The organism is Halomonas sp. 3F2F (assembly GCF_014897805.1).
Taxonomy (GTDB): domain Bacteria; phylum Pseudomonadota; class Gammaproteobacteria; order Pseudomonadales; family Halomonadaceae; genus Vreelandella.
Map to the genome: position 1 here is coordinate 1 of NZ_JABUZE010000028.1, position 20,778 is coordinate 20,778.

18 protein-coding genes are annotated in these 20,778 nt (G+C 54.3%); 7 read left to right on the forward strand and 11 right to left on the reverse strand.

The genetic code is table 11. The annotated features are described in order from the left end of the window. From INT21_RS02515 to INT21_RS02560, 10 genes are all read right to left on the reverse strand, one after another. The coding region (locus INT21_RS02515; protein ID WP_193084823.1) for a lipid A deacylase LpxR family protein at window positions 1–818 on the reverse strand (818 nt) is incomplete at its 3' end. Window positions 819–1,010: 192 nt separating this feature from the next. Next, complete coding sequence (locus INT21_RS02520; RefSeq protein WP_193060911.1) at window positions 1,011–1,550, reverse strand: YaeQ family protein; 540 nt, start codon at window positions 1,548–1,550, stop codon at window positions 1,011–1,013. 66 nt (window positions 1,551–1,616) lie between these two features. Then, window positions 1,617–2,312, reverse strand: coding sequence for a glutathione S-transferase family protein (locus INT21_RS02525; RefSeq protein ID WP_193060910.1), 696 nt, complete (start codon window positions 2,310–2,312; stop codon window positions 1,617–1,619). Window positions 2,313–2,351: 39 nt separating this feature from the next. After that, the gene (locus INT21_RS02530; protein WP_193060909.1) at window positions 2,352–2,969 is read right to left on the reverse strand and encodes a LysE family translocator; all 618 of its coding nucleotides are present in this window, start codon (window positions 2,967–2,969) and stop codon (window positions 2,352–2,354) included. Between the two features lie 100 nt (window positions 2,970–3,069). After that, a complete protein-coding gene (locus INT21_RS02535) occupies window positions 3,070–3,843 on the reverse strand; it encodes an enoyl-CoA hydratase-related protein (RefSeq protein ID WP_038482272.1) in 774 nt (257 codons plus the stop codon). 121 nt (window positions 3,844–3,964) lie between these two features. Continuing rightward, window positions 3,965–4,813: a 3-hydroxybutyryl-CoA dehydrogenase gene (locus INT21_RS02540; protein ID WP_120385545.1), complete on the reverse strand. Its 849-nt coding sequence runs from the start codon at window positions 4,811–4,813 to the stop codon at window positions 3,965–3,967. Between the two features lie 18 nt (window positions 4,814–4,831). Next, on the reverse strand, window positions 4,832–6,463 hold the full coding sequence (locus tag INT21_RS02545) for an acyl-CoA synthetase (RefSeq protein ID WP_193060892.1): 1,632 nt from the start codon (window positions 6,461–6,463) through the stop codon (window positions 4,832–4,834). Window positions 6,464–6,509: 46 nt separating this feature from the next. Beyond that, window positions 6,510–7,883 (reverse strand): solute carrier family 23 protein, encoded by a 1,374-nt coding sequence (locus tag INT21_RS02550; RefSeq protein ID WP_193060893.1) that lies wholly within the window; start codon window positions 7,881–7,883, stop codon window positions 6,510–6,512. Between the two features lie 199 nt (window positions 7,884–8,082). Further along, on the reverse strand, window positions 8,083–9,873 hold the full coding sequence (locus tag INT21_RS02555) for an acyl-CoA dehydrogenase (RefSeq protein ID WP_193060894.1): 1,791 nt from the start codon (window positions 9,871–9,873) through the stop codon (window positions 8,083–8,085). Window positions 9,874–10,041: 168 nt separating this feature from the next. After that, window positions 10,042–11,412: an MFS transporter gene (locus INT21_RS02560; protein WP_193060895.1), complete on the reverse strand. Its 1,371-nt coding sequence runs from the start codon at window positions 11,410–11,412 to the stop codon at window positions 10,042–10,044. A 347-nt stretch (window positions 11,413–11,759) separates the two neighbouring features. Here INT21_RS02560 and INT21_RS02565 point away from each other — a divergent pair, with 347 nt between their 5' ends. From INT21_RS02565 to INT21_RS02580, 4 genes are read left to right on the forward strand one after another with little or no spacing between them, the layout of a single operon-like run. After that, entirely contained in the window at window positions 11,760–13,262 is a 1,503-nt protein-coding gene (locus tag INT21_RS02565; protein ID WP_193060896.1) for an efflux transporter outer membrane subunit, read from the forward strand. Between the two features lie 17 nt (window positions 13,263–13,279). Then, window positions 13,280–14,350 (forward strand): HlyD family secretion protein, encoded by a 1,071-nt coding sequence (locus INT21_RS02570; protein WP_146942677.1) that lies wholly within the window; start codon window positions 13,280–13,282, stop codon window positions 14,348–14,350. Further along, entirely contained in the window at window positions 14,347–17,112 is a 2,766-nt protein-coding gene (gene rbbA, locus INT21_RS02575; RefSeq protein ID WP_193084824.1) for a ribosome-associated ATPase/putative transporter RbbA, read from the forward strand. Before INT21_RS02570 ends, rbbA begins: the two co-directional genes overlap by 4 nt. Before the next feature lies 1 nt (window position 17,113). After that, a complete protein-coding gene (locus INT21_RS02580; protein ID WP_193084825.1) occupies window positions 17,114–18,238 on the forward strand; it encodes an ABC transporter permease in 1,125 nt (374 codons plus the stop codon). A 24-nt stretch (window positions 18,239–18,262) separates the two neighbouring features. Here the strand turns inward: INT21_RS02580 and INT21_RS02585 are convergent, their stop codons facing one another. Next, window positions 18,263–18,910: a class I SAM-dependent methyltransferase gene (locus tag INT21_RS02585; protein ID WP_125746254.1), complete on the reverse strand. Its 648-nt coding sequence runs from the start codon at window positions 18,908–18,910 to the stop codon at window positions 18,263–18,265. Between the two features lie 39 nt (window positions 18,911–18,949). On the opposite strand from INT21_RS02585, the gene INT21_RS02590 reads away from it, so the two are divergent. From INT21_RS02590 to INT21_RS02600, 3 genes are all read left to right on the forward strand, one after another. Next, the gene (locus INT21_RS02590; protein ID WP_125746252.1) at window positions 18,950–19,333 is read left to right on the forward strand and encodes a VOC family protein; all 384 of its coding nucleotides are present in this window, start codon (window positions 18,950–18,952) and stop codon (window positions 19,331–19,333) included. Window positions 19,334–19,420: 87 nt separating this feature from the next. Continuing rightward, the gene (locus INT21_RS02595; protein WP_125746250.1) at window positions 19,421–19,837 is read left to right on the forward strand and encodes a DUF4870 family protein; all 417 of its coding nucleotides are present in this window, start codon (window positions 19,421–19,423) and stop codon (window positions 19,835–19,837) included. 3 nt (window positions 19,838–19,840) lie between these two features. After that, the gene (locus tag INT21_RS02600) at window positions 19,841–20,773 is read left to right on the forward strand and encodes a lysophospholipid acyltransferase family protein (RefSeq protein ID WP_125746248.1); all 933 of its coding nucleotides are present in this window, start codon (window positions 19,841–19,843) and stop codon (window positions 20,771–20,773) included. The last annotated feature ends 5 nt before the right edge of the window (window positions 20,774–20,778 follow it).

The window sequence follows — 20,778 nt, forward strand, 5'->3', positions numbered from 1 at the left end:
TGCAGCCGCTTAAAAAAGTGTCCGGAAAACTGTTGCCAGATCAAGCCTTCTACATTTGCAAACAGATACCACTGCCACCCACGATGGCCACTCATTAGATGACGGCTACCCGGGTTGGGTGTCAGCGCAGGAATACCTTCGGCATCATCTCCCCAGCGTACGCTATAGCCAGCACTAGCATAGGTATATAAGTTGCCTAACGCTGCCCCCACACTGGGCCCGTGGGAGAACTGTTTACCGACTAGTGGTATGTCATTCCACCATTGGCGACGAACGGTTAAATTCACCAGCGCCTCATCGCCCAGCTGATTTTGCCAGCCTCGAGGACGATCGCTATCGGTGACTAGGTGTACTTCGCGCTGAATACTGTCAGCAAGGGAGGATGGCCCCACGAGCCCAATATCGAGATGTAAATCGGTCGCTTGCGTCCATTGCCCCATCGGCACGTCTTCATAGAGCGACACTCCGCCGTAGACAAGACCTGCATAAGGGCGATCATCCTCGATCAACGCGCGGCGCTCGATATTGTTCGGCGTATAAATCTGGTGAATCAAACGGTAAGACGCCCTATCCGCTTGGCCGATAAGGCTATCGGGCAACGCTGTCGCAAGGCGTTGCACCCAACTTGCTTCTTGCGGCGTAAAGGTCCAGTTAAGCTCAAAACCACTGGTAAAATGGCCGTCATCGCTGCTGGCAAGGCCATCATTTGCAAACTTTACCGACAGGGAGCTATCGCTAGCCGCGGCCAATGCGGGCATTAGGCTTAACGGTAAAATAACAAGCAGCACCTTCCTGCCTAGAGCAGAGGTATTATTCACGGCTCAATCCTTGAGTATTGGGGAAAGCAAGAGCGATCAATTATTAACAAACATGAATGATTGTATGTAATGGCACGAATAGATAGCAAGCGTACTTTCTTGCTATCTACATCGCTAACTCACTGCCTATCTCGACATCCTGTCGTGGAAAAAACGTCGCCACAGCATGGCCACTCGCTAGCTTTGAACTTTCTAACGCTCACGGAGAAGCCACTGAGGAGTTACTTCATGCTGGCCATTTTCATCGGTAATGAACAGCGAGCCGTCGCTGATCATGACTGCCCAGTTAATGGACCGTGGCAGACCCTCTGCGATAGTAGCAAGTGCCTCTTGCGGTAGCCCTGCTACATGCACATTCTTGAGCGATGCCACCGCCGGTAGCACTTTATTTTCCCAAAGATCTACTCGCCCATAAGCTAATAGTGACACCCGCTCCGCACGGCGTGAACACCAAGTAAGACGCTCGGCATCTGGCAAACCGACTTCTATCCAATGCAGCACGCGGCCATCCAAGCTTTTTTCCCACAAGGCGGGTTCGTCCACATCGGAAAGGCCACGACCAAAAGCGAGCGCTTCGCTGTACCACAATAGGTAGGCGATTAAACGTGCGCACATCCGGTCTTCGGTTTCAGAAGGGTGCCGAGCCACGGTAAAACGCAGTGTCTCATAGACATTGCGATCAAGGTCGGTCAGGTTGACATCAACTTTGTAAGGGGTAGCACTCAACGCCATTGGAAATATCCATCTAAAATTTGCGTCAGTGTAGCGGATTTATCGAAACACAGGGGCGACACTGCGCTATACCGCTCGGTAATCGTTTAATAAGGCGGCGTTTTTAATCGTGTCCTGCTCATGCATCGGCTCACGCCAGGTTTCTGCCAAGGCGGCTTGGTACCACTCTTCCATCGCCGGATGTGCAATCAGACGCTGAACATAAGCCTGTGATACTTCGCTCAGCGGCAGACTAAACGTCTGCACCCGAAACGCAACTGGGGCGTAAAACGCATCAACAGCAGACAACTGCTCCCCTGCCAGAAAGGGGCCTCCAAAGCGTTCAAGGCCTTCCAGCCATAGCGTGTCTAGTCGTGCCAAATTATTGGTTAGGCCTACTGAACGCTCTTTTAGCGCAACACGCACGCCACAATTCATTGAGCACTCATTGCGCAGTGCACTAAAACCACTGTGCATTTCGGCACTGGCACAACGCGCCCAGGCGCGTGCCGCTTTGTCTTCCGGCCACACATCAGGGTACGTTTCAGCCAGATACTCAACAATGGCCAACGAGTCCCATACCGCTACCTCGACATCTGAATCCACCAAGCATGGCACCAAGCCAGAGGGTGAAAAACGCCTAAAGGTGGCATTGCTCTCACCAACACCGCCTTCAAACGGCATGACGTGTTCATTGAAGGGAATATTCAACGCCTTCATTAGCACCCAAGGGCGCAGCGACCAAGACGAGTAATTCTTGTTGGCAATATATAGGTCAAACATGCAGCGCTCCTGGTAAAGGACATGAATCAGCAGCCACTCTTAACGCGCCGCCTGAGCTAGGGTATTGCTTCCTAATCCCATTAATACGCCGCCGCCAATACGTTGAATCAATCTGGAGGAGCCATGGGACTTTTGTAGCCACTCCCGCAGAGGGCTAGCCAGCAGCACCACCATGACATCTGCAGAAGAGAACAGCACATTGGTGGCGATACCGAGCCAAAGCAGTTGCCATGCCACTGGTATGGCGCTATCGGGCTGAACAAATTGAGGTAGAAACGCTACGAAGAAGAGCGCCGTCTTAGGGTTGAGCACTTCCACCAGAAAGCTGTCACGCAGTACGCGCTTAGTGGTTGCCAGTGGAACGTCATCGCCATGGGAGCGGATGCCCTGCTTCCAGAGGCGCAGTCCCATCCAGAGCAGGTAAAGCCCACCGATGACCTTCATCGCAATGTAAGCTGGCGGAATAGCCGCAAACAGTAGCGCCAAGCCTAGCGCGGCAGCAATAACGTGGACGTAGCAACCGATATGCACACCGATAACCGCTAACCATCCTGCCCGTCGGCCTCGCCCCAGCGTTTGCGCTGCGGTGTACAACATCGCAGGTCCGGGTAGGTAAGCAAAACCAAGCGCGGCGAGGATAAACGCGGCCCATTGCATCGTGGCAACTCCATAGAGAGTTAAGATAGTAAGCCTGAGAATAAAACGGGGGTAGCGCAAGCGCCACCCCCTAAAGAAGTAAAATTGAATGAGTGAACGCTTAGAAGTTGGGTTTACGCTTCTCAACGAAAGCGCCCATGCCCTCTTTCTGCTCTTCGCCGGCAAAACAGAGCGCAAACAGGCTGGTTTCCAGCGCCAAAGCGCTATCAAGGTCTTGATCTAACCCATCGTGAACGGCTTGCTTCGCGCCGCGTACTGACAGCGGGCCGTTGCCTTTAAGTTGCTTGGTGAGCTCTTCTACATAGCTTTCAAGCTCAGCTTGGGGCATGACTCGGTTGACTAGCCCAATGCGCAGCGCCTCCTGAGCATCGATTTTGCGGCCAGTAGTTACTAGATCAATCGCCATCGCGGGGCCAACACGGCGCGGCAAACGCTGGGTGCCACCAAAGCCAGGAATCACACCTAGCAACACTTCTGGCTGGCCAAAGACAGCGTTGTCGCTAGCTACCGCCCAGTCGCAGGCCAACGCCAATTCGCAGCCGCCGCCAAGGCAAAACCCGTTCACTAGCGCGACCACCGGCACGGGCAACGTTTCTAAGCGCTTAATAGTACGCAGTGCCTGGGTAGCAAAAGCACGCGCTTCTTCTGGCGTTTTATCGCGCATTTCGGTGATATCAGCACCGGCAACAAACGACTTTTCACCAGCACCGGTAATGATGACAGCGCGTAAACGTGGATGCGTTTCAAGCTCCACAAGATAAGCTTCTAAGGCACTCAGCACATCACTATTCAGTGCATTCAATGCCTTAGGGCGATTAATCGTTAGGCGTACCACACCGTCGTTATCAACTTTTTCAATCACTGCATCGCTCATACAGGCTCCTTAATTGTTATTACGCATTTAAAGTGAACACCTACCAACCCTAGCGAACGCTTGGTTGGTAGGCAATCACTTCTTTTGTCGCGCTTGACTGACCTGATGCGCTTACGCGTGCTCACTCGTATATATGAAATCCGCGACCGCTCTTACGTCCCAGATACCCCGCATCTACCATGCGCTTTAGCAGCGGGCAGGGGCGATATTTAGGATCACCAAAGCCTTCCTGCAACACGTTCATGATCGCCAGACAAACATCAAGGCCAATCAAATCCGCCAGCGCCAACGGCCCCATTGGATGGGCAGCGCCAAGCTTCATCGCTTCATCGATGGCCTCTGGCGTTGCGGTTCCTTCTTGAACAATAAAAGCGGCTTCGTTAATCATCGGCACCAACAAGCGATTAACCGCAAAGCCTGGCGAATCACCAATCGGTACCGCTGTTTTACCCAGCGCCTTTGCCAACGCTTCTATGCGCTCAACGGTGGTGTCAGAGGTCTGCTCGGCACGAATCACTTCCACTAACTTGAGCACCGGCACGGGGTTGAAAAAGTGCATGCCTACTACCCGCTCGGGTCGCTCACACACAGCGGCCAACCGCGTTAGCGAGAGTGACGAAGTGTTAGAGGCAAGAATAGCATCGCTGCTTAAATGACTCAGATCACGAAACAGCTTTTCTTTCAGCGCGGGTTGTTCTGGTGCGGCTTCAATAATAATACCGCAGTCACTCAATGCTTCGAGATCAGTGGTCGTGGAAAGCCGCGCCAGCGCTTCCTGCTTAGCTGGCTCACTCATTTTTTCTTTTGCGACCAGCTTGCCAAGGCCTTTATCAATATTGGCTTGGGCGCGGGTAAGCTGCTCATCGGCAACATCAAAGAGACGAACCGTAAAACCACTGGCAGCGACGACCTGAGCGATCCCCTGCCCCATGGTGCCTGCTCCCACTACACCGATTGGTTGTTCACTCATCGTTCTGTATCCCCTGAATCATTTCTGTTTCGCTTCTTCGCGCAAAACAAATTTTTGAATTTTGCCCGTTGACGTTTTTGGCAGTTCGCTAAAAATGATGGTCTTCGGTACTTTGAAGTTCGCTAAGTGCTCTCGACAATGAGCAATAATGTCGGCTTCGGTAATTTCACCATAACCGATTTTTAATTTAACAAACGCGCATGGAGTCTCGCCCCACTTTTCATCGGGCTTGGCCACAACGGCGGCTTCCTCTACCGCTGGGTGGCTATAAATGGCATCTTCTACTTCGATAGTGGAGATATTCTCACCGCCAGAAATGATAATGTCTTTAGAGCGGTCTTTAATTTCGATGTAGCCATCCGCGTGCCAAACTGCGAGATCGCCGGTGTGATACCACCCTCCTTCTAAGGCTTTCTCAGTGGCTTCGGCATTCTTCAGATAGCCCTTCATTACGTTGTTGCCGCGCATCAAAATTTCACCGATGGTTTCACCATCTTTCGCGACGGGCTCAAGGGTCAACGGATCGGCGACGCAAAGCGCTTCAAGCATGTGGTAACGCACCCCTTGGCGCGCCTTGATTTTGGCACGGGCTTCCAACGGCAACTCATTCCACGATTCACGCCAAGCGCACACCGTCACCGGGCCATAAACCTCGGTTAACCCATACACATGGGTCACTTCAATACCGAGTTTCTCTACACCAGCAATCACTGATGCAGGCGGCGCGGCACCGGCAGTGGTCACTTTAACGGGATGATCAAATTCACGCTTCTGATCAGCAGGCAGGTTGACAAGGCCGTTCAGTATAATCGGCGCACCGCTGAAGTGCGTGACCTTCTCATCCACAATCAGGTCGTTGATCCGCTTTGGATCAACTTTGCGCAGGCACACGCTAACACCGGCGTTGGCGGCAATTGTCCAGGGGAAACACCAGCCGTTACAGTGGAACATCGGCAGGGTCCAGAGGTAGACCGGATGATGCGGCATGGCCCACTCTAAGATATTGCTGACCGCGTTTAGGTAGGCGCCACGGTGATGGTAAACCACCCCTTTGGGCTTGCCCGTGGTGCCCGAGGTGTAGTTCAGTGAAATCGCTTGCCACTCATTTTCAGGCAGTTTGTAGACATAGTCAGCATCACCTTCAGCGAGCAATGCTTCGTACTCAACCTCACCGATGCCTTGAGTTTCGCCTAAAAACTCTAGATCGAAAACGTCAATAATCAGCGGTTTATCGTCTAATAAGGCAACGGCTTCGTTGATGACCTGTGCAAATTCAGGGTCAACAAGAACGGCTTTCGCTTCACCATGGGCCAGCATGTAGCTGATTGCTTCGGCATCCAGGCGAATATTCAAGGTATTGAGCACGCAGCCAGCTAGAGGCACCCCAAAATGGGCTTCAAACATCGCCGGAATGTTAGGCAACATCGCCGCTACCGTTTGGCCGGGCTGAAGGCCGCGTTTTTCAAGCGCCGACGCCAATTGGCGACAGCGGGTCCAGGTTTCTGCCCAGGTGCGGCGTGTTGTGCCATGCACCACCGCCGGGTAATCGGGATACACCGCCGCCGAACGCTCAATAAACGTCAACGGAGAGAGCGGTACATGATTAGCAACGGTGGGCGGCATGCCCTGCTCAAAAATGGATGCGTTCATAAATCACCTTTTATGTTGATCGTTTTGGTGTTGGTCATCTTTATCGTTAGCGCTGATCTTGCTCTTCCGCGTCTTGGGTAGCCGAAGGCTCACGCCCGAACATATTTGTTTTTTGCACTAACACGTACAGTACGACTCCGGCGGCTAACCCCCACCCTGCACCATATACCGCCAGAACGACGGCCATCGTGCCTGCAACGCCACGCTCAGCAGTGGTTTTAGTCTGTTCAATACCCACCATTAAGCAAATATAGCCAGTCAGCAGCAGTGTAAGCGAGAGCGCAATGGGCAACACCGGCTGAAACATGCTGACCAATGGCAGGGTGAACAGCGCAATAAAGCCGGTAATCCAGAAAGTGCCACCGCCGCTATAAATCGATTCCATCGCATGGCGGCCATTTTTATAACGCTCGGCCATGGTGGCCGTAACGGCCGTCCAGATCGGGCCCGCCAAACCAGGATAGGGAGCAAAGAAAGCGTGCATGCCGTTACGAATAGCGGTGACGTGGTGGATGCGATCCGTGCTGTAGTCGATTTTTTCATCGCTACGAATATGGTCAACACGGGACATCAACGTCCGCCCGACGACAATATCGCCGAACGCGATGACGTAGGCGATCACCGCGGTGGGTATGGCCAGCATAAAGACATCAGCGCCAGGAAAGCCGACCGTAAAGGGTAGGTAGTTCCACATCTCGGTGAAGTTCGGCTGGGTAATCCCCCACTCAATAGTAGGGCGCGGGTACTCACCAATCGCCCAAGCCACCAGGATCGCAATAATCATGCCTGGCACCATGCCGTAGTTGGCAATTTTGCGCATGATCGCGTGTTCTTCTACCCAGCGCTTAAAGGCCACTGAAAAAAGCATAAATATGGCAATTAACATACCAGCGATCAGTGACACCGGGGTCTCAGCTAAGCGCCCGCCCTGCTGTATTTCACCAGTAATAGCCGCAATACCGGCACCAATAATAATGCCTGCCTGGAGGGAGTTAGGCACCAAGTGAACCAGCTTACGGCCCAGCCCAGTGACGCCTAAAATTAAGAAAATCAGAAAGACCAAGAATTGAAGTGCAAACAGCGCCTGAATAGCCTCTGGGCCTGACTCAAAATCTCCTAGGAAGGCTAACACCACCGGCACCGCAGGCGTAATCCAACCAGGCACCATTGGCACGCCTAACAGCGCAGGGAGCATAAAGCCGACGCCGCACACCACCACATAAGCCAAGGCAACATCATAAGGTAAACCAAGGTACTGCTCTAAAAGTGGAATCATCGCCAGACTAACCACAAACATGATGAGTCCTTGAATCATCTCCGCCATTTCCCAGCGATAATGGACAAAGGGGAGCCGCACTTTAAACGGCCCTAAGGGCCAATATGGCTGCTCTTCGCCGTGCTGGCGGTGCTTAAGTTGCATGAAGTACTCCTTGGTTTGAGTCATTAATGTTGTTGTGAACCGGGAAAAAGAGTCAGCGCAACAATACGCACAGGCGCACTGGCGCGGTTAAGCACAACGATACGTTTTAAAACGATCGTTTCATTGCGTCTTAACGTAAGCCGCCGACCCAATGGGCCGGCGGAAATAAGTGGTTAAAGCACTTAAGCTTGTCGGTGGTTTATGGTGTTAATTCGAAATCACTCAGGCACTGCATACCCGCTTCGATAACCGCGCGTTGCGCGCGGCCAGCAGGCAGCCACTGGGTGATAACAAAGTTGGCGCTGGACAACTTGACGCGATAAAACGGCTCATCGCTGCCTTTTTGCAGCGCTCTGGTCGCGTGAAGTGCGGCGTTGCCCATTTGCCAAGCACATAGCACATGGCCAGCTAGGTTGAGCAACGGCGTTGCATAAGCCTGCACTGCATCTGGGCCAGTTTGCGGGTCACTGCCTTGCTCAAGCACAAGCTGCATGGCGGCACGCAGATCATCGGCACCGACCGCCAGCGCACTGCCCATAACTGCAAGGTTAGGCTCTGAGCGCATTGTCTCAGCGGTTTTTTGCACTTCATCAATTAACGCAGATAGCGCGGCTCCACCATCACGCTGTAACTTACGCCCCGCCAAATCGAGGGCCTGGATGCCATTCGTGCCTTCATAAATAGGCGCGATGCGTGCATCCCGAAGCAGCTGGGCGGCACCCGTTTCTTCCACATAACCCATGCCGCCATGTACCTGAATACCCATTGAGGCGATATCCACGGCTTGGTCGGTCGAAAAGCTTTTGACGATAGGGATCAGCACATCGGCGCACGCCTGAGCAGCTTGGCGCTCGCTGTCGCTTTCACTGTGTCGGGCAAGGTCAAGCTGGCCAGCGCAGTAAAGCGCCAGAGCACGAAGGGCATCGGTGCGGGCGCGCATTGAGAGCAGCATCCGGCGCACATCTAAGTGGTCGCTGATCGAGCATTCGTTACCACCACGAGATTTAGGCGCTCTCCCCTGAGTGCGATCCAAGGCGTAAGCAAACGCATGCTGGCAGGCACGCTCAGCCACCCCGATACCTTGAATACCCACTTTGTGGCGCGCTTCGTTCATCATGGTGAACATGTGGTTAAGACCACGTCCCTCTTCACCCACCAGATACCCAATAGCGCCGTCGTTTTCGCCAAAGCTTAAGGTGCAGGTAGGCGAACCATGAATGCCCAGCTTATGCTCGATAGAGGCACAGGTGACGTCGTTGCGCTCGCCCAACGAGCCGTCTGCGTTAACCAGGAACTTCGGCACTAGGAACAGCGAAATGCCTTTGTTGCCTTCGGGCGCATCGGGTTTTCGCGCCAGCACAAGGTGAATGATATTTTCGGCGGCGTCGTGTTCGCCCCAGGTGATATAGATTTTTTGGCCGCTAATGCGGTAATGGTCGCCTTCAGGGATGGCTTTGGTACGTACTTTAGACAGGTCGGAGCCTGCCTGAGGCTCCGTCAGGTTCATGGTACCTGTCCAGGTACCTTCAACGAGCTTGGGGAGATAGGTCGTTTTTAGCGTTTCACTACCATGATGCGCCAGCGCTTCGATCGCGCCTGCCGTCAACATAGGGCAAAGACCCAAGGCCATATTGGCACCGTGAAGCATTTCTTGAACAGCGCTGGCGACCACCTCAGGTAAGTTTTGTCCGCCTAACGCTTCCGAAACACCAATGCCGTTCCAGCCGCCTTCTACATACGCCTGATAGGCCGCTGCGAAACCCTCTGAGGTGGTGACACTGCCATCGGTGTGGCGCTTAGCACCTTGTCGATCACCGACACTATTTAGCGGCCCCCACACATCGCCTGCAAGCTTTGCTGCCTCTTCCAGCACCGCCTCGACCAAGTCGGGCGTGGCTTCTTCGAAGCCAGGCAGTGCAAGCGAGCGGTGCGCGAGTAGCTCTTCGAGTACAAAACGTAAATCGCGTACCGGCGCGGCATAATAATTCATGGCGAAACCTCAGAGAAAATCGGTGATAAATAGCAATTAGTAAAAACACTATCACGAATAGTAGTTTCACTACTTTCATCACACCATTAGCCCAAGGTCTCACCTGCTGAATTAACGTCAGTCCGCTAGCTGCGTTTTTGGCTACGTTTCACCCACTCCCAGCACGGGTTATCGACGCGCCTCAGTTTCCACATCATCGTAATAAACAATATGAGTTTGATCTTCTGAGGGTGGGCCAACGATGGGTTCGACAGCATCCACGTCAGGCACAACATCAGAAAGGTCTTCCAGGTGCTCATGCTCGAGCGCGCCTTGCATCAGTTCCTCAGTAACCACTAGCTCGGCACCTGCTGCGGTCATCGGCGTTGTCGGTGTAAAGGGAGCCACAGGAACTGGCGCAGGCCGCACACTGCGTCGCCAGCTGAAAAATACAACAAAAAACAGGCTCAGCGAGCCAAACGCCCAGAACAACCCAGCATCGCCCATCGCTGTCATTACTGGAGAAATCATTAGCGGGCTGATGGTAGCCCCAATAGAGTTGATCAATAGCAGGCCCTGGCTCATACGTACCAGCGCTCCCGCCGGAGCACGGTCAGCGGCATGGCTAACCGCCACCGGGTAAAGCGCAAAGACACCGCCACCGAGTAAAAACAGCAGCGCCGCCAGTAAAGGGGTCGACATCGGAAGCCATATCATGGCCGCGGAAATCACCACACAGAAAGTGCTGATGGCGATCAATACGAGTTGGCGGTCGTGACGGTCAGACCAGCGTCCAATCGGATACTGAAGCAACATGGCGCCAAGAATCACGACGGCCATCATTTGCCCCACCTGGTTGACGCTCATACCAATGCGTTGCAAATACAATGGCAGCAAGGTGTAGGCGGCAGCCACCACCATGCCAGACCCTAAACTTCCCATTACCCCGGTTGGCGTCATCGTAATCAAGCGGTGCGGCGGTAGCGGCTCAGCGTGCTCCATAATGGGTGACACCCGCGGAATCATGGCCATGGGCAACACCGATAACGATGCCAATAGGCCAATCACCATAAAGGGCGCTGTCACCCCCATGGCACTGGTGACGCCTAATAGCAACTGCCCAATCACGCCCGCGGCATATAGCGAGATCATATACATCGCTAGCAAGCGGCCACGTACTTTTTGCTCGCCTGATGTCAGCAACCAACTCTCAATCACTAAGTAAACGCCCACGGTGGCCCAGCCGCCAATTAAACGCAGCGCAAACCATGCCCAAGGGTCGAAAAACAGCCCTTGCAACAGCACCGTGACAGCGACCAACGAGGCGAAGCTACCGTATGCACGAATGTGCCCTATGCGCAGCAGCAGCCGGTCATTGAATAGCGCGCCAAGTGCTAAGCCAATAAAGTAAGCCGAGGAGACAATACCTATCACCGTTGCCGACTCACCCGCAGCGTCTAGCCGCACGGAGATCAGCGTGGCGAGAAAGCCATTGCCAATCCCAAGAATAAATAGCCCTAATAAGGGCGCTAACGCCATGGCTAGCAGTTGCCGCGACATATCGCTTCTTGCCTCACAGAATAAAAGCCCCCTTCAGGGCTAACACATGGCCGGAGAAAACTCCAACCGCAGAATCGGGCGGCGAATCTACACTCGTTCCGTGGGTTTCACCAGTTTTTTTCGCTACCCATTGCCAGTGTAATCCGCAATAGTGAGAAGCGCATTTGCAACTCACCAGAAAGCAGCCGATATTGAATGCGGTGGCTGCGTCATTAGCCCTCTTGCCCTACATCAACAAATGCTAGAACAAACATTGCCATACTGACGCCTTCCAGGCTGAGACACACGCACTGTATCGACTCATTTGACACGGAGAGGTCTCCTTTCTATTTGCCATGGCCAATCAGATGCCCAATACGTTCGCTCCCTTACCTGCGGTCATTCGCATGAAATATCGGTCCGCCCCTAAGCAACAAGACAAGGTGGCATATTTAGCGATCATGCTGCTAGTCCTGGGCCTGTCTGGCTGCACCTCGCTGGCCCCCCCTCACTCGGTGCCAGCAGCAACATTGCCCGATGTTTACCCAGATGGGGGCATGCCAACAACGGCTGCTGGTGCTGATATTGCTTGGCGCAGCTACTTCACCGACACCAGGCTACAAGCGCTGATCGAACAGGCACTGACCACTAATTATGATTTGCGAAGTGCTTTATTGCGCGTTGAGCAAGCACGTGCAGCCTATGGTATTCAACATGCAGAGTTGCTACCCACACTTGGCGTGCAAGCTGCTGGTGAGCGTTCACGCACACCCTCTGACCTGAGCCCTAGCGGACGTACGCGGATTGGCAATCAGTTCCAGGCGGGCGTCGGCTTTAGCAGCTGGGAACTAGATTTCTGGGGGAGAATACGCAGCCTTAATGAGGCTGCCCTCGAGCAGTACCTAGCCACCGACGAAGCGCGGCGTGCCACCGAAATCAGCCTAATCGCTCAGGTTGCCGACAGCTATTTTCGTCTTCAGGAACTAGATTTGCGCTTGGACCTAGCCCGCCGCACCATCGACAGTCGGCAAGAGTCACTGCGGATATTTACTCGGCGCGTTGAAGTAGGCGCAACTTCACCACTGGAACTCACCCAAGTTGAAATGTTGCTGCAGCAGGCCAAGGCACTAGGTGCTCAGTTGGAGCAAGCCCATGCTCAGCAAGCCAACGCCTTGGCGCTATTAGTTGGTTCACCTATCGAAAAGGTAACAAGTGACGGGGATAAAATAGCGGATGATGTTCTGCCCCCTCTCGCGCCGGGGCTGCCATCGGAGCTAATGACCCGCCGCCCCGACATTCGCGCTGCCGAGCACCTACTGCGTTCTGCTAACGCTAATATTGGCGCTGCGCGGGCGGCTTTCTTCCCACGTATCGCGCTGACAGGTAGTTTGGGCACGGCGAGTGCTGACTTGAACGGCCTGCTAGGAACTGATAGCCAGGCATGGAATTTTTCCCCCACCCTGTCACTGCCCATTTTTGATAGCGGACGCCGAAAAGCCAACCTGACGCTGGCCGAGTTACGCCACGAACAAGCCATAGTCGAATATGAGCAAGTCATCCAGCAAGCCTTCCGTGATGTTGCCGATGCGCTGGCTGCTAACCACTGGCTGGCTGAACAAGTAGAAACTGCCAATGACATGTTAGCAGTACAGCGCGAGCGTGCTCGCTTAGCCATGCTGCGCTATGAAAACGGTGCGGTGCCCTACCTAGAAGTCCTGGATGCACAGCGCGACTTGCTTTCCGCCGAGCAGCAGCGGCTAGCAGTTCGCCGCCAACTGCTGTCAGCCCGAGTGGCCTTATACACGGCTCTCGGCGGCGGATCAGCTGCTGTGACAAGCACTTCCGCTCTTACTCCACCTCATGCTGAATGACATTAGGGCCTAGCAATATGCACTCTTCGCTTAAGAAACTGATCCTTGCCGCTGGGGTAATCCTTATTGCTGCTGGAGGCTACTATTACTGGACTGAATTACGCGACGAAGGCCTGGGGGAAGGCTTTGCTAGCGGTAATGGGCGTATCGAGGCCACTGAAATCGATATCGCTACCAAGCTTCCTGGACGCGTTGACGCAGTCCTGGTCGATGAAGGCGAATTTGTCACCGTTGGTCAACCCCTGGCGCGCATGCAGATCCAGGTACTGGAGGCGCAACGCGATGAGGCAAGAGCCCAGTATCAACAAGCACTCAATGCCGTACTCAGTGCGGAAGCACAGGTTGCTCTGCGGCAAAGCGACCATCTTGCCGCTCAGGCCGTCGTGACTCAGCGTGAAAGTGAACTTGATGCGGCTCAACGCCGCTTGGCTCGCTCGGAAACCTTATCGCGGGAAGGAGCCGCTTCGGCACAAGAACTTGATGATGATCGTGCTCGGGTCAATAGTGCACGAGCAGCCGTTGCCGCCGCTAACGCCCAGGTGGATGCCGCCCAGTCGGCCATCGCAGCGGCTCGCGCCCAGGTGACCGGCGCCCGCTCTGCGGTTACTGCCGCCGAAGCCACCATCACGCGTATCGATGCAGACATCACCGACAGTCAGTTGGTTGCGCCTCGTGCAGGGCGCGTACAATTCCGTATTGCCCAGCCTGGCGAGGTACTTCCAGGTGGAGGGCGAGTGCTGAACCTGGTCGATCTTAGCGACGTACACATGACGTTCTTCTTACCTGCCGAACAAGCAGGTCGTGTAGCGCTGGGCAGCGAGGCACGTATCATCCTGGATGCGGCACCTGACCTAGTCATACCGGCACGCATCTCGTTTGTCGCCAGCACGGCACAATTTACGCCTAAGACGGTAGAGACCGCTTCGGAACGACAAAAATTAATGTTCCGAGTGAAAGCACAGATTGATCGAGACCTTCTACAACGTCATCTTGAGCAAGTTAAAACCGGTGTCCCTGGGGAAGCCTGGGTTAAGCTTGACCCCGACGCAGAGTGGCCTGCTGAGTTGGCTGTTCGGGTACCACAATGATAGCAACACCGCCCTCATCACCTACGCCAGCGGTAGTAATACTATCAGCCATCCAGCTGCACTATGGTAAGCAGGTTGCCCTGGCGGGCATCGATCTAGAAATCCCTGCGGGCAGCATGGTTGGGCTGATAGGGCCTGATGGCGTTGGAAAATCCAGCCTGTTAGCGCTTATTGCGGGGGCACGCGCGATCCAAGAAGGGCAAGTGGAAGTGCTCGGCGGCAATATGGCCAACAAGCGTCATCGCGACACTATCTGCCCGCGCATTGCCTATATGCCCCAAGGGTTGGGCAAGAACCTCTACCCGACGCTTTCAGTAGAGGAAAACCTACAGTTCTTTGCCCGCCTCTTCGGCCATGAGCATGCCGAACGACGTCGCCGAATCGACGATTTAACCCGTAGTACGGGGCTGCACAGATTCCTTGGCCGCCCAGCAGGCAAACTTTCCGGCGGTATGAAGCAGAAGCTGGGGTTATGCTGCGCGCTGATCCATGACCCCGATTTATTGATCCTCGACGAACCAACCACCGGCGTCGATCCATTGGCCCGCGCCCAGTTCTGGGAGTTGATCGCACGTATACGTCGCCAACGACCACAGATGAGCGTGGTGGTCGCGACCGCTTACATGGATGAAGCCCAGCGCTTCGACTGGCTAGTGGCCATGGACGACGGCAAAATTCTGGCTACCGGAACGCCAGCGGCATTGCTAGAGCGTACTGCCAGTAACTCCCTGGAAGCTGCCTTTATCGCCCTGCTACCGGAAGAGAAAAAACGCGACTACGCACCAGTGCATATTCCGCCGTTGGCACAAGATGACGATGAAGTCGCCATTGAGGCTAAGGGCCTCACCATGCGCTTTGGCGATTTTGTCGCCGTCGACCACGTCAGCTTTCGGATCCGGCGTGGCGAGATTTTCGGCTTTCTTGGCTCCAATGGTTGTGGCAAATCAACCACCATGAAGATGCTTACCGGTCTGTTGCCGGCCAGTGAAGGCCAGGCGTGGCTGTTCGGCAAACAGGTGGATACCCGCGATATCGACACCCGCCGCCGTGTGGGCTACATGTCCCAGGCGTTCTCACTGTATGGCGAACTAACCGTTGAGCAAAACCTAATCTTACACGCCCGCCTTTTCCAGGTCCCTCAAGCGGAGATAGCCACCCGCGTGGATGAGATGGTGAAACGCTTCGACCTACAAGAGGTACGCGGCAGCCTGCCGGAAAGTTTGCCACTCGGCATCCGTCAGCGTCTTTCCCTGGCGGTGGCGATGGTCCACAAGCCCGAACTACTCATCCTGGATGAGCCGACTTCTGGGGTTGATCCCGTTGCCCGCGACAACTTCTGGCGGCTGATGATTGAGCTAGCGCGCCGTGACCGGGTGACCATTTTCATTTCTACCCATTTCATGAATGAAGCCGAGCGCTGTGATCGCATGTCGATGATGCACGCCGGTCAAGTGCTCGATAGCGACACGCCTGCGGCACTGGTGAAAAAACGTGGAGCAGCGACTCTGGAAGAGGCGTTCATCGGCTATTTAACCGAAGCAGGCGCCGACGAACAGAACCAAGAAGCGCCTGAGGCAACGCCCACCCCAGTGGCCAAAGTATCGCCCAGCACGGTGCCTAACAATGTAAAACACAGCGCTTTTAGTCTCCAGCGTCTACTTAGCTACACTTGGCGAGAATCGCTGGAGCTTCGTCGCGATCCGGTGCGCGGCACTCTTGCCCTGCTTGGCTCACTCATCCTGATGTTAGTCATTGGCTACGGCATCAGCCTGGACGTAGAGGATCTCAGCTATGCCATCCTTGATCGCGACCAGACGACCTTGAGCAATAGCTATGCGATGAATCTTGCCGGCTCCCGCTACTTTATCGAGCAACCGCCATTGATTGATTACGCAGATATGGACAAGCGCATGCGCAGTGGCAAGCTCACCCTGGCCATTGAAATCCCTCCTGGCTTTGGCCGTGATGTGAAGCGAGGAAGCCCGGTTGAAATCGGCGCCTGGATTGATGGTGCCATGCCCCAGCGTGCTGAAACCGCACGCGGCTACGTGCAGGGTATTCATCGACAGTGGCTGCTCGAGCAAGCAGCGCAAGCCACGACTAATGTCACTGCCCCCGCTGCCAATGTCGAAACCCGCTTTCGCTACAATCCGGATGTTCAGAGCCTGCCAGCCATGGTGCCCGCAGTCATCCCGCTTCTGTTAATGATGCTACCGGCGATGCTGACCGCGCTGGCCGTCGTGCGGGAAAAAGAGCTAGGGTCGATCATCAACCTCTACGTCACACCCGTCACCCGTAGCGAATTCCTAGTCGGCAAGCAGTTGCCTTATATCGCTCTCGCTATCATCAATTTTCTGCTAATGGCATTACTCGCGGTCACGCTATTTGATGTGCCCATCAAAGGCAGCTTCCTGACGCTGCTGTTAGCAGTAGTGATCTACAGCATTATCGCAACGGGCATGGGATTGCTCGCTTCGACGTTGACGCGCAGCCAAATCGCAGCGATGTTCTTCGCCATCATCGGCACGTTAATTCCCGCTGTGCAATTCTCAGGAATGATCGACCCGGTCAGCTCACTAGACGGCGCGGGACGTTTCATTGGCACCATCTACCCCACGTCTCATATGTTAACCATCACGCGCGGTGTGTTCAGCAAAGCACTGGGGCTTAGCGACCTCTATGCCCTGTTCATACCACTGTTGATCGCGGTACCAACGATCATGGGGCTATCTATTTTCCTGCTAAAAAATCAGGAGCGCTGAGATGCATAGTGTCCTGACTATCTACCGACTGGGCGTCAAGGAACTATGGAGCCTGATCCGCGACCCGATTATGCTAATTCTAATCGCCTACGTGTGCAGTATCTCGGTCTACACCAAGGCGACCGCGTTGCCCGAAAGTCTCCACATGGCTCCCATCGCCATCGTTGATGAAGATAACTCGCCGCTGTCATCTCGTATCATCACGGCGTTCTATCCCCCTCAATTCGCTACCCCAGACAAGATCTCACTTCATGAGATTGACCCTGGGCTAGATGCAGGCCAGTACACTTTCGTCCTCAATATACCACCCGACTTTCAGCGCAACGTACTGGCTGGTCACGCCCCTCAGATTCAACTCAATATTGATGCCACACGCATGAGCCAAGCATTTACTGGCAATGGCTATATTCAGCAGATCGTTATGGACGAGATCAACGCGTTTACTCAACGTTACCGCAGCTCTAGCGCTCCACCCGTCGACCTAGTGCTGCGAGCGCGCTTCAATCCTGGGCTCGAAAAAGCTTGGTTTGGATCGCTGATGTCCATCATCGATAACATTACCATGCTCTCTATCATTCTGACTGGCGCGGCATTGATACGCGAACGAGAGCACGGCACCATTGAGCATCTACTGGCAATGCCAGTCACCCCGACGGAAATTATGCTGGCCAAGATCTGGTCAATGGGCCTGGTGGTTCTGGTCTCCGCACTGCTTTCGCTCTATTTAGTTGTTAGCTGGGCTTTACAGGTACCAATTGCAGGCTCGGTGACACTGTTCGCTGTGGGGGCAGCGCTCCACCTCTTCGCGACCACCTCTATGGGCATCTTTCTCGCCACCCTTGCACGCAACATGCCACAATTTGGCATGCTAATGGTGCTGGTACTGCTGCCCCTGCAACTGCTATCTGGGGGTACGACGCCACGCGAAAGCATGCCGGAAATTGTCCAGCACATCATGCTGCTCGCCCCAACCACTCATTTCGTTGAACTGGGTCAGGCAATCCTTTATCGAGGTGCGGGGATAAACGTAGTATGGCCGCAGTTTCTACTGCTGCTGTTGATCGGTAGCGTTCTATTCGCTTTTTCTTTATCGCGTTTTCGCAAGGCCATCGGCCAGATGGCATGAGTCATCAATTCTGGCACCGAATCATCAAGGTAATGGTCTGCGGCGGAGCAACACCACATCCGCTGCGGGAAACTCCACCACCATGCCCCAACGTTCGGCTATCCAACAAAACGTCGCTTCGCTGAAAAAGCTCACATGCGTCGGGTCGTTTATATAGTGCCAGCGGGCAAATGCTGCTGGGGTACTGACACGCTTTGTCATGACCCCAAGATAGCCCCCGGGGACTATTTTCTCGACCAGTTGACTAAGCTCTTCGCCGGGCCTCGCAAGGTGCTCTAACACCTCGGTGGCGGTAATAAAGTCATACTGGCGGTTGAGTACCTCAACGTCTGGGGCGTAAAAAATATCGTAAACCGCCATCGCGAACCCTGCCTCTTCAAACATCACTGACAGCGTAGGCCCCGGGCCACAGCCAAAGTCCAGCCCATGGGCATCTTGTGGTAGCTTCGCCACTAACGGGGCAAATAAACGCCCCAAAAAATGCCGATATCCCGTATCATGCGGCGAATTCTGATGCTGGTCGTACTCTGCCTTTTCTTGATGCGAATCTAAATGCTGCTCGGCAGGCACAAACACCAAAGCGCACGTGGCACACTGGTAGTAATCGCGGCGACGGTCTTGGTGATAAAGCGCCGGTTCAGGCGTATTGCATAGCGGACAGCGTCGCATCATCGTATTCTCATGTTTTACGTTTGTTTTAAGGAAAGTGGCATGCTCTCAGGTTTTGACCATCTTGTTGTTACGGTGACTGATATGGGTCGCGCCGTGGATTTTTATTCTCGTGTGCTGGGGTTAGACGTGCGCTACCGAGACGCACAGCGGGTAGATCTTATGCTAGGCGACACGGCACTGCGTTTGCATCAAACCGATACTGATATTGCGCCTGTTTCTGCCACCCCAACCCCAGGCAGCCTGGACTTATGCCTGCGCTGCCAACTGCCGCTGGATGAGTTCAAACAGCATTTGGATGCGCTGGCGATTGACGTAGAGCTTGGCCCGGTTGCTCGCCAAGGCGCTAATGGTCCAATTGAGTCGATTTACTTACGCGACCCAGACGGTAATTTGCTGGAAATTTGCCGACCTGCTGCCCGCTAATGATAAGCCGCGCCAGCCGCGCTATCATAGCGTGCTTAAGCGACGTCTTCAGGGACGTTTCATGGCGAATAGCAAAAAGGATCGGTTATGCACGACGATGCCAACAAAGCACCTTTAGAAGGTGAAGTAATTAACGACAGAGAAGGTGAAGTAATCAACGACAGTACCTCCTCAGAACAGCCGGATACCACCATGGCGATGGTGATTTACGCGCTTTATTTGGCAAGCTTTTTGGTAGGGTTCACCTCGTTGGTCGGTATCGTTATCGCCTATGTCTATCGTGGTAAAGGCCCTGAATGGCTAGATGAGCACTACCGTTACCAGATCCGTACGTTTTGGATTGGGCTGCTCTACGGCAGCATCGCCACGTTGCTAACGTTTATTCTGATTGGCATCCCCATGCTACTGGCACTGGCCGTATGGTTTATTGTTCGCTGTGTGAAAGGCTTTAAGGGTCTGCAGGAGAAGCGTGCGCCAACTAACGTTGATAGCTGGTTCCTGTAACTTATGACAGAGCAGTCACCGTCTAAAAAATCACGTTTCCAAGCACGTGCCATCATAGCCCTTTGGAAGCTCCTGGCGCGCTGGCCACTTGGCGCGCTATGGCGTATCGCCGTGCGGTTAGGCCCGCTGGTCTATCGCTTTAGCAAACGAGAGCGCCAGGTGACGGAAATCAATCTGGCAGTGGTTAACCCAGAAGCCACTGCCAGCCAGCGCAAAGCCCTTGCCATACAAAGCCTGCGCCACTCGGCGGCGACAATGCTGGAACTTGGCCATGCGTGGATGGCTGCGCCCGAAAAAGTAGCAGCCAGCATTTTGTCGGTTCATGGCCGAGATAAGCTGGACAGCGCACGTGCCGAAGGCCGCGGCGTCATTGTACTTGCTCCACACTTTGGTAACTGGGAGGTGCTTAATTTTTGGCTCTCCAGCCACTTCCCTTTTACCGCCATGTACGAGCCACCCAAAATTGCCGACCTTGAGCCCATTATTCGCCATGGCCGCGAGCGCATGGGAGCCAGCTTGGTACCCACCAACGCTAGAGGCGTTGCTGCCCTTCTCAAAGCGCTTAAGCGTAGCGAAGCTATTGGCATCTTGCCGGATCAAGAACCGAACTGGGGCAGCGGTGTATTCGCCCCTTTTTATGGGCGCGATGCCTATACGGCAACGTTGCTACCGAAACTGGTCGCCCGCACTCAGGCAAGAGTCGTCACTGGCGTTGCCTTACGGGTGCCTGGCAAGGGATTTGAAATTCATTTCCTTGACGCCGATGAGCAGGTTTACAGCGCCGATGATGTAGTCTCAGCCAGCGGTGTTAACGCTAGCGTAGAAGCGTCAATTGCACTTGATCCAACGCAGTATCAATGGGAATACAAACGCTATCGCAAAGTAATAGAGCAACAGCAAGGGCTGGCAAACGCCAAAGAATTTCGGCTTTATTGAAGGGT